We start from the raw sequence: 13,791 nt of genomic DNA, 5'->3' as shown, positions 1-13,791 counted from the left end.
ATTCGTTCAAGGCTTGAGGCGTTTGCGCGACGGCCTTCCTGTTCACGCATGACGGAAAAAATAGAAAAATGCTATTTTACTGCCATGAAGAAACTCACTTTTGCAATCGCAGCTTTATCTTCTTTACTTTTTACTGCTTGTGGCAACGACAAATCGTCATCTAGCGATGCAGACGAGATTTTATCTTCATCTTCTCAAGATGACATGTACGATTCAGATGAAGGCATCCCTGAAACTGAATCGTCTTCTGGCGAAGGAATTTCTTCTGCAATTGATTCAGAAATTTTTTCTAGTTCCAGCGAGAGCGCCTCCCCTTGTCTTGCAGATTCAAGCAAGGCAGATTCAAGCGTAAGCAGCTCCAGCATCGCCTCTGTGGGTTGGAGCTGGGACGTTTCCAAGGATGAGTACTTTAACAAGGACATCAAATACGGGACCTTTATCGACGCCCGCGACATGAAGACTTATAAATACGTCTCTATCGGAAGCGGCAAAGGGGCTCAGCTCTGGATGGCGGAAAACCTAAACTACACCGATGGTGGCGCAGGCGCATGCTGGGCATACGAAAGTTCCAGTTGCAATGTTGCAGGTGCCCTATATTCATGGAAAATGGCCATCGATTCTGCTGCCCTGGCCAAGAGTGAAACTCCTGTCAAATGCGGCCTGGATATTCCTTGCGACATGCCTAAGAATATTCGCGGAGTCTGCCCAGAGGGTTGGCACCTCCCCAGCAAAGAGGAATGGGAAACCCTTTACGCCTCCGTGGGCGGCAAGGAATCTGCAGGTAAAGTGTTGAAGGCCAAATCAGGATGGAATCAAAATGGAAATGGAACGGATGACTATGGCTTTTCGGCTTTGCCTGCAGGAAGCGCGATGCCATTCACAAACATTTTGAGCTTTGGCGAAGTGGGTTCGAGAACGGATTTCTGGACGAGCTCCCCCTACAACATCAGCCCTTACACCCAAGCTTACGCCGCAGGGTTTAGATCTGAACGGGATATCGGCGGGCTCGATTATCTCGCCAAGATGGAATTATTCTCTGTCCGCTGCGTTACCGATTCCGCGACACTTGCCAAAACCCCTGTTCCCACAATAACCAAGGAATGGGATTGGAGCGATTCTAAGGAAATCTATTTCAACAACTCCATCAGCTATGGGACCATGACGGACAAACGCGACGGAAAGACCTACAAGACGGTCATCATCGGTGAAGGCTCCATGAAACAGGTATGGATGGCGGAGAACCTGAATTATGGCGATACCGAAAAGATGCCTTATCTGGCAAATCATTCCTGGTGCTACGAAGACATCGAGGAAAACTGCAAACTGGCAGGCAGGCTCTATTCCTGGAGCGCCGCCATCGATTCCGTAGCCCTTGCAAACAGCAGCCAGCCCGTTACATGTGGCGACGGCGTATATTGCAAGGTTCCGTACCAAACACAGGGCGTTTGCCCCGACGGCTGGTATCTGCCTTTTGATTCCGATTGGGAAAAGCTCATTCGCAATGCCGGAGGAAGTCAATCTGGCAAGAACTTGAAATCAAAAGTCGGTTGGAAGAATGGGGGCAACGGAGACGACATATACGGATTCTCTGTTATGCCGGCGGGTTACCGCTATTCTGGCAAGTTTTATTCTTCTGCCGGGCTCTTAACCCATTTCTGGAGCGCTTCGCTATATTACCTGGAAGATGTAGGGAGAACAACTGCCGAAACAAAACTCTTCGAGCACGACTATAATGGCTTGGTGGGAAGTTCTGTCAGTAAGGCGACTGGAGGCATCTATGTCCGCTGTTTAAAAGTTCCCGAAGGAGAGGCCGCATGGGATATCTGGAGCTGGGATGTTCCCAAGGAATCCCGCCTGAATCCCAAAATCAGCTATGGGACCATGACGGACAAGCGCGACGGCAAGACCTACAGGACGGTCGTCATCGGCGAAGGCGACAGCGCACAGACATGGATGGCGGAGAACTTGAATTACCATGATGTCAATATGGCAGAAAGGGATTCCTGGTGTCCTGGAGAAGATCTTTCCCGCTGCGAAGTTGGAGGCAGGTTGTACACTTGGGCTACAGCCATGCAGGATATTTGTCCCGAAGGTTGGCACCTGCCCACCAAGAAAGAAAGCGAACAGCTTATTGAATACGCGGGCTGCGCGGGCCAAAACAAGTGCGAGTCCTTAAGATCGACTACCGGCTGGACTGAACCGGACAGCTATGCCAACGGAACGGACGATTTCGGATTTTCCGTTTTGCCCATCGGCATTTCTTCTAGTCCATCGAATCTAGAATACGAAGGGGTTTTGGCATACTTTTGGACTGCCACCGAACAAGACGCATACGACGCCTACACCATCATGTTCAGCAACAGCACCAGTGTCGCCGTGTTTGACCGTCCAAAGAGTGCAGGCCGTTCCGTGCGATGCATCAAGAACGGCCTATAAGACGCAAGCCCGAACTTGACAAGGCCACCTTATTTCAAGAACAGCGAGAGCTTGCTAAAGTCAGGAATCGTGGTGAACACAACGAAGCTGATGAAGAATACCGCAGCGATTTCGCAGTTTCGGCCCCAAAGTACGGTCTGGCCTGACTGAGCCTTTTGCTATATTGCACATCCGTGTATTAAAAGGGACCCCCATGGCAAATATTGTAGATAATGCTGTTTTAGATAAGGAACTGAACCCGGAACAGGCTGCAGCGGCAAAGAAGATTGATGGACCTATGCTTATTTTGGCGGGTGCCGGTTCGGGAAAGACCCGTTGCATTACCTATAAGATAGCACATTTGGTGTCTCAGCATGGCGTAGAGTCGGACCGCATTTTGGCGGTGACTTTTACGAACAAGGCTGCGCGCGAAATGAAGTCGCGTATTCAGAAGTTACTCGACAGCAACATGAACTTTGCCTGGATGGGCACGTTCCATTCGGTGTGCCTGCGGCTGTTGAAACTTTGCCTTTCGAAGGAATCAGTTGTTGCGGCGATGGGCGGCAAGTGGTACGACGGAAATTTTTCGATTTATGATGACGATGACCAGAAGCGGCTCTTGAAGGAAATTTTAAGGGAACAGCTTGGCGATAATTTTGAAGCTTCCGAGGTCAAGAAACTGCATGCGGCTATTTCGAAGTACAAGAACACGATCTTGAACAAGGGTGGCTTTGCACAGCTGCAGACGCCAGAAGTGGCGCTTGAAATGGCGGCCTTTGCCGATGAGGAAGCACGCGCTAAGCTTTATGCGGAATACCAGCGTCGTCTTAAGGAATCTAACGCCATGGACTTTGACGACCTTTTGTTCAACACGGTCTACATGTTGCAGAAGTTGCCAAAGTTGGCAGACCAGCTGGCGCAGCGTTTCCGCTATGTGGTGGTGGACGAATATCAGGATACGAACGACGTTCAGTATGAACTGTTGAAATTGCTGATAAACGAAAATAAGAATGTGACGGTGGTGGGCGACGACGACCAGAGCATTTACGGCTGGCGCGGTGCGAACATCAAGATTATCCGCAACTTCCACCGCGATTTTGCACCGGTGACAATTGTCAAACTGGAACGCAACTACCGCTCAACCGCGAACATCGTGAAAGGCGCTGGTTCCGTGATTGCGCACAACATTCGTCCGCAAGAAATGCAGAAGAACGTTTTCTCTAAAGAGGATGCGGGCGAACTCATTCACGTGCGCCACTTTATGGACGACCGCGGCGAAGCTTCGGCGATTGCCGATACGATTGCGAAGGCAGGCGAGGATTTCTATGCGAAGACAGCCGTATTTTACCGCACCAACGCGCAGTCCCGCGCCTTGGAAAAGGCGCTGAATGACCGCCGCATACCGTCGGTCATTTTTGGCGGCATGCGGTTCTGGGACCGCAAAGAAATCAAGGACGTGCTCGCGTACCTGCGCCTCTTGGCTAACGAGCGTGACGATGCCGCCTACCTGCGCGTGATTAACACGCCTCCGCGTGCCATCGGCAAGACGACCGTCGAAAATATTTTGGAGCGTGAACGCAACGGAGAAGGATCTTTCTGGGAAAATCTTTTGGCAGAAGCCAATGGAACGGGGCGTGCCGCCCCAAAGCTCAAGGGTTTTACCGATCTGGTGCTCGGCTGGAAATCTCTGCTTGCCGCAGGCGAAACGCCGCTTCCGATTTTGGCCGAAAAAATCATCAACGATGTGGGCTATAAGGAATTCCTGCGTAAAGAGGACGAACTCACTGCCGACGAACGCATCGGTAACTTGGACGAAATGGTGAACGCCATCCGCGAATTCGACGAAGAGCATCCGGGTGCAACACTTGATGCATTCTTGCAGGATATTTCGCTACTCACCGATGCCGACAAGAAGGTTGACAATTCCAAGGGGCAGGTGACACTCATGACGATCCACATGGCGAAGGGTCTTGAGTTTAACACCGTGCACATTGCGGGTTGCGACGAAGAGATTTTTCCGCTCATTCGAATGTCCTCGATGCTTTCGGGTTCCGAGATGAACGAGCAGATGGAAGAGGAGCGCCGCCTGTTCTATGTGGGCTGTACCCGCGCCGAGAAGCGTCTGTATTTGTACCATGCGGAACGACGCTTTTTCCAGGGGAACATTCGCCCGTTTGCTCCTTCGCGCTTTTTAAAGGAACTTGACCCGTCCGTAGTCGACTTTAGGCCATGTACGGATTTTGGTGGTGGCTTTGGTGGCGACGACTTCAACCAGGATTTCTCGGGCCAGTCTTTTTCGAGGCCGCCCCGCCCGAACATTCCTCCCAGTTTCCCGCGTAGGCCATCGGGGAGCTTTGGTGGAAGTTCTTCTCGTCCGAACAACTTCGGTTCGCATGGCTTTGGCCGCCCCTCGATTCCCGATTCGGTCAAGAAGAACGATAAGCGTATCGTTTACCGCAATCCGATCAAGGTTGCCGCCCCGGTCAAACCTGCCGAACCGACGGGCCCGCGCGTGGTATACGACGAATTCAGCGAGAATCCGTACCATCCGGGAGTTCGCGTGCGCCATACCAAGTACGGTGTGGGCACGATTGTCAAGTGCTATGGCACGGGTGACAATGCCCGAGTGGATGTCCGCTTCGGGAACGATCCGACGGTTCGCACGATTGTTTTGAAGTATGCGGCATTGCAAATAGTGGGGTAGGGCGCATTTAGCAACTCAGAGTTGCTTTTTTGCCCAGAATTTTTGCTATTTTGTTGCCGTAAGAAAAGAGGTTTTATGCTCGAACGTGAAGAAGTTTTGAAACTCGCGAAGCTTTCTAGGCTCGAAGTGGCGGAAAGCGATATCGAATCCGTGAAGGGGCACCTGGACAAGATGCTCAACCATCTGGAAGCCCTCAAGGCGCTCGACCTTTCCGATGTGGAGCCGATGACCGCCGTCGAAAACGGTGCGACTATCCTCCGCGAAGATATTCCTGTGCAGGGCTTCTCTCTTGAAAAGGCCTTCATGAACGCCCCGGCGGTCGAAAACGACCACTTCGCCATTCCGAAGGTTATTGGCGGCTAGTTCCAAAATAGTTTTGGGGTGTGGAATAAGATGGCTGTGCACTGCATAGTTCCTGCCCGTATGGGGTCCAGCCGTTTTCCGGGCAAGCCCCTGGTCAAAATTCTCGGTAAACAGATGATTGTGCGCACCATGGAACGTGCGCTCTTGGCTGAGTGCTTTGACCGCATAGTATGCGCGACCGATTCCGAAGAAATTGCGGAAGTGGTTTCGCAGGCGGGCTTTGAGTTTATCTTGACCGGGGATGCTGCAACCGGTTCTGACCGCGTCGCTTTTGCCGCGCGGGCCCTCGACTTGGACCTGGTGGTGAACCTGCAGGGCGACGAACCCCTGGTGGAGCCGTCTGTGCTTTGCGATGTGGCAAGGGCGCTTGAAGCACACCCCGACGAATGGGTTACGGTCGCGTGTCCCCTGGACCCTGCCGAGACTAGACTCAATACGGTGGTCAAGGTCTTGGTCAAAGAGGGGTACGCACAGGATTTTAGCCGGTCGGTGGCGAATGAGGACGCTCACCGCTGGTTCCAGCATCAGGGCATCTACGCCTATTCCAGGCGATGTCGTGATGAGTTTTCTTCTTTGCCACAAAGCGAAGTCGAAAAGGAACGGTCCTTGGAGCAAATGCGCATTATGGGAATCCGTCCCATTCGCATTGTCCAAAGTCCGTATCCGTCTATTTCGGTCGATGTCCCGTCCGACATAAAAGCTGTGGAGGGGGCGCTAACAAAGTCCTTTGGTCGAGGGTAACCGTCGGAGGTTATCCTATGAATGCTCCAGAAAGGAATGTGGTCCGGCTGGCATTTTGCCTGCTGGTCATTGGAATTGTAATGCGCTTTTTACCCTGGGGGCTTCCGTCCATCGAAAGCTTCGAAGTGGGCGACGCTTTGATTGTTGCAAGCGAAGCCCCTATACCCGCTTTGGAGGACTCGGTTGCTGCCAGAGACAGCGTTGTGTCAGAAAATGACGCTACCCTAAAAGATCGGCCAAAAAAGGAACCCAAAATTCGAAAAAAAGTGGCTTTGCCGGTCCATATTAATACGGCTACGCTTGATGAACTTTGTGCTCTGAATGGGGTCGGACCCAAGCTTGCCGAGAAGATTTTGGGCGTCCGGGAGTCAAATGGCCCCTTCAAAACCCCCGATGACCTGAAAAAAGTGCCTGGAATTGGTAAGAAAAAGTTGGAAAAGCTCCTTCCTGGGGTAATTTTTGATTAGTTTTTAAGAGGTATTTTTTTTCATAAGTCGTTGATAATATGAGTGATACGAAGATTTACATGGGTATAGAAGTGGGGGACGCTTCTCTCAAGGTCGCCCTCCTGGATGCGACTGAACGTCGCGTTCTCAAAACGGCTGTTCTCGATACCGAAACGGCTCCCCTTGACGATGTCTATGCTTTTGAAACGGTCCTCCAGGGATGGATGGATTTCAACCAGATCGAATCGGTCGATTCCGTGTCGGTGGCGATCCCTGCTTTTAGGTCCGTTATCCGGCAGATTTATGTCCCTGCCGAGGCGACCAAGAATATCGGCGACTATGTGCGGTGGTACGTTTCGTTGATTACGAATGCGAAGCCCGAAGAATACATTATCGACTACAAGATCCTGAGCGGCGAAGAGTCCCTGGGCTATACGGTCATGCTGATTGCGGTTCGTGAGCAGTGGGTCGATAACCTGCGCAAGGGTTTCCGCAACAAGATGCTTGCCCCGAAGGCTATGGATGTCGATGTGCTTTCGATTATGAATTTGCTGGATTACGCCGAAAACATAACCGAACTGACATGTGTCGTCAAGGCTGACTATGCCGGCGTGACGCTCCTTTGGCAGACGAAGGATAACCTTTCGGCACTTCGCTGCGTATCGACGCTTTCCTTGGTGAACAAGACCAAGGAAGAGGCTTACCAGATCCTTGCAGATAGCATTGCCGAACAGGTCCAGCTGGCGCAGTCCGAAAATGCGGCAATCGTGACGAAGTCGATTCAGCTTTGCGGTGAAATGGCAAACGACCTCGCTTTCGTGAGTGCACTTCGTGAAAAGATGCCGGAATGCTCGCTGACTCCCATGGATTCTTTCTCTAATCTTAGGCTTCCGACCGAAGCGGACGATGCCGCTGTGGTGCTCTCTTGCGTGGGTGCCATCGGGGCTGCCTTGAATGTGGAGGGTGTATGATTCATTTAAACTTGATTGACGCTGCAGAACGCTTGGATGTCGTTGAAAGCGTGGCTCCGGTCCATGTGACCAGCGTTAAGGAATTGCAGAAGAAGTCCCGTAAGAAGGCTCTGACTGTTGTGCTTGCTGCGCTGTTCGTGGTGGTCGCCTTCAGCTGCTTCCTGAGTGTAGCTGGAGTTCCTGCCCCGCTGCAGGGCCTGTTGCCTGCACCGTACCTCTCTTTGATTGGTGCCGAAGACCCGAGTCGTTCAGCCCTTGCCATGGGCATGGGACAAAAGACCTCCGCCGGTGGTTCGCTCGAAGCGGAAGCTGCCGCGGCGAATGCGATTATTCGTCAGCGTGACGCATTGACGGTGAAGCAGGTCGTGGGTGAAATCAATCCTCAGGCTTTGTTCAACAACAAGCGTACGGATTTCAATTCCTACTTGCCGCTCGAAAAGCTTTCCTTCCAGAAGGCTTCGTTCGGCCAGTTCCTTGCGTTCCTGAATACGGCAACTCCTGACGATGTCGGCTTCTCGGACTGCATCTACCAGGCACCGAACTACTTCTACCTGCGCGGTGTCGCTGCCAAGCCCACATCGCAGAAGTCCTTCTTGGATAGGCTCCGTACGGTAAGCTCCGACTTCAGGACTCCGCCGCTGCCCGAGAACGCGCCGGCGACCGACATTACGGCGTTCGGCGTGTTCGGCGTGGTCAATGTGAACCTGAACCAGGTGTCCTCGTTCGTTCCGCTTGCCGAAGCGGTGAGCGAAGTCAAGTCGCTCAAGGCTCTGGCTGCCGCACAGAAGGTACAGCTGTCTGGTTTTGAAAAGCCGATCATCGAAGAGTTCGGTGTCTACAAGCGTTACACCTTCAAGATCACGACTACGGCTGACTTTACGGAACTGAACGCCTTTATCGCGTCAGTTGCGGAATCTCCGCTCCGTGTCGGCATTCGCAGTCTTGAGATGCGTCAGGCCAAGAAGGATATGGCATCGACCATTCTCTTCGAAATGTTTGTGACAAAGTAATCACGATGCCCATTCGCATTACCGGTGGCCTTATGCGGGGAAGGAATGTTCCGTCCCCGGATACGTCCAAGACCAGGCCTACGGCTTCTCGTACTAGGGAAGCTCTCTTTAACATTTTGCAGGGTGTCGAAGGTTTCCGTGTGCTGGACCTTTTTGCAGGAACTGGCATCATGGGAATCGAAGCCTTGAGCCGAGGCGCTTCGCATGTGGTGGCGGTCGAAATGGCGCATGCCCAGGCGCGTCTTGTTTTACAAGCGTACAAGGCTTTGTCGCTGGAGTCTAGACTTACTTTGTTTGAAAAGAACGCCCTTTCGCTTGATAAGGGCTTGCTTTGCGCAACCGAGGGCTTCGACCTGATTTACGCGGACCCTCCGTTCAAGGACATGGAATACCCGGATTTGCGCCCGTTCTGGGATTGGCTGAATCCGGGGGGCGTTGCCGTGTTCGAGGCTCCCAGCCGAAACTTGCCCGTATGGGTGAAAGAAGCCGACGAGGCGGGAACGGTACAGGTTCGGCGCTACGGCGAATCGTCACTAGTGATCTATAGAAAGTAGACAGTAGACGGTAGGAAGTAGACAGATTTTCTTGAATATAACTTCGTACTTCCTACTTCTCACTTCCTACTTTTCTAAATTGTAAGCATGAAGAAAATCGCCGTATTTGCAGGGTCGTTCGATCCTTTTACCTTGGGCCATCTCGATGTCGTGAAGCGAGCGTCTGTGCTGTTTGACGAACTGTATGTGCTTTTGGCGGTGAATACATCCAAGAAATACATGTTCGACGAGGAAAAGCGGCTTGCGATGGTCCGCGCATCTGTCGCGGAGATTTCGAATGTGAAGGTGGAATCCTTTGACGGGCTCACGGTCGATTTGATGAAGCGCATCGGCGCAAAGTATTTGGTGCGTGGGTTCCGAGGCGGTGCCGATGTGGAATACGAGCAGACGGTCGCCTGGAACAACAAGGTTCTTTATCCTGATTGTGAAACGGTTTTCTTATCTAGCGCTCCCGAACACCTGATGGTTTCGAGCACCGTAGTCCGTGAACTATTGAAGGTGGGGATTGGCAAAACAAAGCCGGGCAGTGCAAAACTTGCGAAATACGTTCCCGCTGAAACTGTACCTTTACTAACCACCAACCACTAACCACTGTCTACTTCCAACTTCCTACCTCCTACTAACCATGAGACCTTTTAGATTTCTTCCCAAAGTTCTGCGAGTTCTGCTGATTATAAATGCGGTTGTCTTTGGACTTGCTTTTGTAGGTGGCAAGATTCTTGGACTACATTTGAATTTACCGGGGCTCGGGTATGGCAGCCTTGCCGAATACATCGGTTACTTTGGCGCATTCTGGCCATTTGCCCCGGAGCAGGCGTGGCGCTTTGTGTCATACATGTTCGTGCATGTGGACTTTTGGCATTTCCTGTTCAACATGCTCATGCTCTGGATGTTCGGTAGCGATGTGGCCGATATGATGGGCTCGAAGCATTTTACGGGAATGTATTTCTTCTGCGGCATTTTTGCCGCGGTATTTAGCCTGGTCATGTATTGGATTGGTATGACGAATGCCCCGATTATCGGAGCTTCGGGAGCGCTCATGGGAATATTTGTTGCTTATTACAAGTTCTTCCCGGACCGCATGCTTCTGATGTTCTTCTTTTTCCCGATGCGAATCAAGTATGCCATGTGGTTCATGGTTGCAGTCGATGTGTTTATGGCGCATTCCGGAGATGGTGTTGCACATTTTGCGCACCTGGGCGGTGTCGTGGGTGGATTCCTTTACATGCACCTTTATGAACGTGGCTTCGGTAACCTCGGCAAGGCATTCGAAAAAATGCGTGGCCCAAAGTTTACGGTGCACCAGGGTGGCCGTAAAGAGGAAAAATCTCGCTTCGAATCGAATGCCGAACCGGATAATGCCATTGAAGGAGAAGTCTTCTATGTCGATGAAAACAAGCGGATGGATGAAATCCTGAAGAAGGTCAACCGCGAGGGAATCAATTCGCTGAACGAGTCTGAACGACAATTCTTATTACAGGCGAGCGAAAAGTTGCGCCGCCGCAGAGGAGGTTTCTAATGAAGAAAGTCTTAGGTATGGGGGCAGCCCTTGTCGATATTTTGGCTAATGTAGATGACGCCTGGATTGAGTCGCAGGGAGTGCAGAAGGGCGGCATGAACATGGTGGACTGGCCGCAGATGGAAAAGTTCCTGGGAGCTCTCGAGAATCCGCTGCGCGTGCCGGGTGGCTCTACCTGCAATACCATGGTCGGTCTTTCTCGCCTGGGTGGCAAGGCGGCCTTTATCTCGAAGATTGGCGACGACGAACTGGGACGTATCTTTACCAAGCACTTGGAAAACAACGGCGTGGAATCGAAGCTAGGTCTTTCCGATGCCGCTACCGGTTGCGTTTTTAGTGCAGTGACGCCTGATGCTCAGCGTTCCATGTGGACTTACCTGGGAGCTTCCGATTTCCTCGCTAGCGACGACTTTGTACCGGCGCTTTACGATGGCGTAGGTCTGCTGTATGCCGAAGGCTACCGCGCCTTTAACGCCGATTGCTTCAAGAAATCTTTTACCTTGGCTCGCACCCTGGGTGTAGAAACTGCCCTCGACTTTAGCAGCTTTGGCGTAGTCGAAGCTTGCCGCAAGCTCTTTGACGAACTCTTCGCCGAGGGAATGATTGATATCATTATCGCGAACGAAGACGAAGCTTATGCATACGCTGGTGTCAAGGAAGAAGCTGCTCTCGATGTGCTTGCGAAGAAGGCGAAAGTCGCCGTGGTGAAAATAGGCAAGCGCGGTGCCCTGATTGCCAAAGACGGCAAGGTGGTACATGTGCAGGCGGGCCCTGCAAAAGCCATCGACACGACTGGCGCCGGCGACTTGTGGGCCTCGGGATTCCTGTATGGCTACATGAACGGCTGGGATATGGAACGCAGCGGTAACTTGGGTAGCGTCGTGAGTAACGAGGTGGTGCAGGTGATGGGTGCCCAGATTCCTGAAGACGGCTGGAAGCGCATTTTGGCTGTCCGTGGATAGTAAAAATGAAGAAGCGAAGGTGGAACGGATATGAATAGAATTTTCAAAATCGTAATGGTATTGCTCTCCCTTTCTTTGTCGGCGGTCTTTGCTGATGAAGCGGCTGCGCCGGTAGCGGATTCTGCTACGACGGTGGCAACGGAACTCAAGCAGGAAATTGCGTTGCGCGACAGCGTGATGCAGGTGCAGGGTAATGCCTGCTCTGTCGAAAAGGATTCCCTGCGTGCGGTGATCGAAACTGAAAAGGCAAAAAGCGATAACTGGGAAAAGAGCTACAATACGGTCAAGAAGGACAACGAAACTTGTGCCCAGATGCTTGTCACCTCAATAGGTATGAATGAAAAAAAACAAGAAAAAGAGCAGGAAGACCGTAGGGCTGCTGCCATGGCGACATCCTCTTCGTTCTTGGGAGGTGTGGGCATTGGCCTGTTGATCATGTGGCTCATTATGAAGTAGCCCCGTTGTTATGAGGTGTGAATGAATAGAATTGCCGTGCTTTCTGTAAGCCTGCTTCTGTGCGCAGGTTTTTGTTCTGCCAAGATGAAGGCGTCTTTGGCGGGCCCCTTTCAGCTGGGATCGGTTCTTAAGCCGCTTTCTTCATTGCCGATGAGTACGGCTGAAATTTCGGCATTTATGCCCAGCAAGAACAAGCTTTTCGTGGTGGGCGATGCGAAGATAATCGAAGTCGTAGATTTGAACAATCCGGGACTTCCCAAGAAGATTGCCGAAAAGTCGATTCCTGGAAATGCTTCGAGCGTGACTGTCTTTGGTGACCTAGTTGCGGTGAGTCTGCTCGAAGATGAAGAATGGAAAGATGGCCAGGTGCAGGTGTTGCGCTATACGGACAGCCTTGAAGTCCTTGGACTCTATAGGGTCTGTAGCCAGCCGGACATGATCAAGTGGACTCCCGACGGCAAGAATTTGCTGGTGGCCTGTGAAGGTTCGCCGAGTCTTGATTTTGCGGAAGATCCCGAGGGGGGAATCTCCATTTTGTCTGTGGCAGATCCATCAAATGTGGAACTTTGGAAAAGTGCAGAACAGTCTGTTGCAGGGTTTGATGCTTTGGATACGGCGGCTTTGAAGGCGGCTGGGGTTCGTGCACCAGGCGTACAGGGTTTTGTTCGTTCGCTGGAGCCGGAATACATTACGGTCTCCGAAGATTCTAAATGGGCGTGGGTGAGCCTGCAAGAAAACAACGCCATTGCAAAGGTGGATGTCTCTGCCAAAAAAGTAGTAGATGTATTCCCGCTGGGTTATGTGGACCATTCCAAGGCAGGCTTTGCCCTTGATGCGGTGAGCAATAACCATATTGACATCAAGAATTATCCGCTTCGGGGCTTGCGCCAGCCCGATGGCATAGCGTCGTTTACCGCAGGTGGCCGCTCATTTGTACTCACGGCGAATGAAGGTGCTCCTGTGAACGATTACAAGGCGTGGACCGATGTTACGACACCGATGATGCTTATGGAACAGAACCGCCTTGATCGCAAGGTGTTTACCGATTCGCTGCTTTTGGAACTGAAGGAATTGTCTGTAAGTGCATTGGAACGCTGCGACACGGGTAAAAACCGCACGGCAAACGGAACGTGCCCTTACATGTACACCTTTGGCTCGCGCTCCATGAGCATTTTAGATGGTGAATCCGGTAAGCTGATTTGGGATTCTGGAGAACTTTTTGAACGAGCCTTGGCGAAAATTGCGCCGGAACACTTCAACTGGAATTCCAAGAAAAACAAGTTGAAGATGGATAAGCGAAGTTCCGACAAAGGCTGTGAACCTGAAAATGTGACGGTGGGTGAAGTCGGCAGGCGCCGTTATGCGTTTGTCGGGCTGGAACGCACTAGCGGCGTGGCGGTTATTGATATTACGGAACCGGTTGCGCCGAAGCTTGTTGATTATTATCTGGATCCGCTTGACCGTGGCCCCGAAGGAATTCTCTTCATTCCTGCAGACAAAAGCCCGCTAGCGGAACAGGCCTTGCTGATTGTCGGCAACGAATACAGCAAAACGCTGACGATTTATACGGTGAAATAGGTGCGAGGTCGGTCGCCTTCGGCTCTCTTTGAGTGATGAGGTCGCCTTGTTATACAAGGCTTTGAGAAAAAG

13 protein-coding genes are annotated in these 13,791 nt (G+C 51.8%); all 13 read left to right on the top strand.

All coding sequences use genetic code 11. The features are described from left to right. Positions 1-84: 84 nt before the first annotated feature. Complete coding sequence (locus tag ACKI61_RS10345) at positions 85-2,436, top strand: FISUMP domain-containing protein (protein ID WP_407457642.1); 2,352 nt, start codon at positions 85-87, stop codon at positions 2,434-2,436. Positions 2,437-2,629: 193 nt separating this feature from the next. Beyond that, positions 2,630-5,119, top strand: coding sequence for an ATP-dependent helicase (locus ACKI61_RS10340; RefSeq protein WP_407457641.1), 2,490 nt, complete (start codon positions 2,630-2,632; stop codon positions 5,117-5,119). Between the two features lie 75 nt (positions 5,120-5,194). Continuing rightward, positions 5,195-5,482, top strand: coding sequence for an Asp-tRNA(Asn)/Glu-tRNA(Gln) amidotransferase subunit GatC (gatC, locus tag ACKI61_RS10335; RefSeq protein ID WP_407457640.1), 288 nt, complete (start codon positions 5,195-5,197; stop codon positions 5,480-5,482). A 30-nt stretch (positions 5,483-5,512) separates the two neighbouring features. Beyond that, a complete protein-coding gene (locus tag ACKI61_RS10330) occupies positions 5,513-6,223 on the top strand; it encodes a 3-deoxy-manno-octulosonate cytidylyltransferase (RefSeq protein WP_407457639.1) in 711 nt (236 codons plus the stop codon). 17 nt (positions 6,224-6,240) lie between these two features. Continuing rightward, positions 6,241-6,690 (top strand): ComEA family DNA-binding protein, encoded by a 450-nt coding sequence (locus tag ACKI61_RS10325; protein WP_407457638.1) that lies wholly within the window; start codon positions 6,241-6,243, stop codon positions 6,688-6,690. Positions 6,691-6,728: 38 nt separating this feature from the next. After that, positions 6,729-7,640, top strand: a complete 912-nt coding sequence (locus tag ACKI61_RS10320; protein WP_407457637.1) for a hypothetical protein — start codon at positions 6,729-6,731, stop codon at positions 7,638-7,640. Then, positions 7,637-8,650: a hypothetical protein gene (locus ACKI61_RS10315; RefSeq protein WP_407457636.1), complete on the top strand. Its 1,014-nt coding sequence runs from the start codon at positions 7,637-7,639 to the stop codon at positions 8,648-8,650. Before ACKI61_RS10320 ends, ACKI61_RS10315 begins: the two co-directional genes overlap by 4 nt. Positions 8,651-8,655: 5 nt before the next feature. Continuing rightward, positions 8,656-9,204, top strand: a complete 549-nt coding sequence (gene rsmD, locus ACKI61_RS10310; protein WP_407457635.1) for a 16S rRNA (guanine(966)-N(2))-methyltransferase RsmD — start codon at positions 8,656-8,658, stop codon at positions 9,202-9,204. 87 nt (positions 9,205-9,291) lie between these two features. Continuing rightward, positions 9,292-9,792 (top strand): pantetheine-phosphate adenylyltransferase, encoded by a 501-nt coding sequence (gene coaD, locus ACKI61_RS10305; RefSeq protein WP_407457634.1) that lies wholly within the window; start codon positions 9,292-9,294, stop codon positions 9,790-9,792. Between the two features lie 37 nt (positions 9,793-9,829). Then, positions 9,830-10,723 (top strand): rhomboid family intramembrane serine protease, encoded by an 894-nt coding sequence (locus tag ACKI61_RS10300; RefSeq protein ID WP_407457633.1) that lies wholly within the window; start codon positions 9,830-9,832, stop codon positions 10,721-10,723. Next, positions 10,723-11,685 (top strand): adenosine kinase, encoded by a 963-nt coding sequence (locus ACKI61_RS10295; RefSeq protein ID WP_407457632.1) that lies wholly within the window; start codon positions 10,723-10,725, stop codon positions 11,683-11,685. The genes ACKI61_RS10300 and ACKI61_RS10295 overlap by 1 nt, the downstream gene beginning before the upstream one ends. Before the next feature lie 30 nt (positions 11,686-11,715). Then, a complete protein-coding gene (locus ACKI61_RS10290; RefSeq protein ID WP_407457631.1) occupies positions 11,716-12,141 on the top strand; it encodes a hypothetical protein in 426 nt (141 codons plus the stop codon). 21 nt (positions 12,142-12,162) lie between these two features. Further along, positions 12,163-13,719 carry a choice-of-anchor I family protein gene (locus tag ACKI61_RS10285; protein WP_407457630.1) on the top strand — a complete coding sequence of 519 codons (1,557 nt, stop codon included), beginning with the start codon at positions 12,163-12,165 and terminating at the stop codon, positions 13,717-13,719. The last annotated feature ends 72 nt before the right edge of the window (positions 13,720-13,791 follow it).

The organism is Fibrobacter sp., assembly GCF_045601785.1.
In the GTDB taxonomy this organism is placed as follows: domain Bacteria; phylum Fibrobacterota; class Fibrobacteria; order Fibrobacterales; family Fibrobacteraceae; genus Fibrobacter.
This window is presented reverse-complemented; position numbering and strand designations above follow the sequence as displayed.

Bases quoted from the DNA above. Each gene is read 5' to 3' on its own strand.
- ACKI61_RS10320 (WP_407457637.1), top strand. From the start codon at position 6,729: ATGAGTGATACGAAGATTTACATGGGTATAGAAGTGGGGGACGCTTCT.
- gatC (WP_407457640.1), top strand. From the start codon at position 5,195: ATGCTCGAACGTGAAGAAGTTTTGAAACTCGCGAAGCTTTCTAGGCTC.
- ACKI61_RS10285 (WP_407457630.1), top strand. From the start codon at position 12,163: ATGAATAGAATTGCCGTGCTTTCTGTAAGCCTGCTTCTGTGCGCAGGT.
- ACKI61_RS10315 (WP_407457636.1), top strand. From the start codon at position 7,637: ATGATTCATTTAAACTTGATTGACGCTGCAGAACGCTTGGATGTCGTT.
- ACKI61_RS10330 (WP_407457639.1), top strand. From the start codon at position 5,513: ATGGCTGTGCACTGCATAGTTCCTGCCCGTATGGGGTCCAGCCGTTTT.
- coaD (WP_407457634.1), top strand. From the start codon at position 9,292: ATGAAGAAAATCGCCGTATTTGCAGGGTCGTTCGATCCTTTTACCTTG.
- ACKI61_RS10345 (WP_407457642.1), top strand. From the start codon at position 85: ATGAAGAAACTCACTTTTGCAATCGCAGCTTTATCTTCTTTACTTTTT.
- ACKI61_RS10300 (WP_407457633.1), top strand. From the start codon at position 9,830: ATGAGACCTTTTAGATTTCTTCCCAAAGTTCTGCGAGTTCTGCTGATT.
- rsmD (WP_407457635.1), top strand. From the start codon at position 8,656: ATGCCCATTCGCATTACCGGTGGCCTTATGCGGGGAAGGAATGTTCCG.
- ACKI61_RS10340 (WP_407457641.1), top strand. From the start codon at position 2,630: ATGGCAAATATTGTAGATAATGCTGTTTTAGATAAGGAACTGAACCCG.
- ACKI61_RS10325 (WP_407457638.1), top strand. From the start codon at position 6,241: ATGAATGCTCCAGAAAGGAATGTGGTCCGGCTGGCATTTTGCCTGCTG.
- ACKI61_RS10290 (WP_407457631.1), top strand. From the start codon at position 11,716: ATGAATAGAATTTTCAAAATCGTAATGGTATTGCTCTCCCTTTCTTTG.
- ACKI61_RS10295 (WP_407457632.1), top strand. From the start codon at position 10,723: ATGAAGAAAGTCTTAGGTATGGGGGCAGCCCTTGTCGATATTTTGGCT.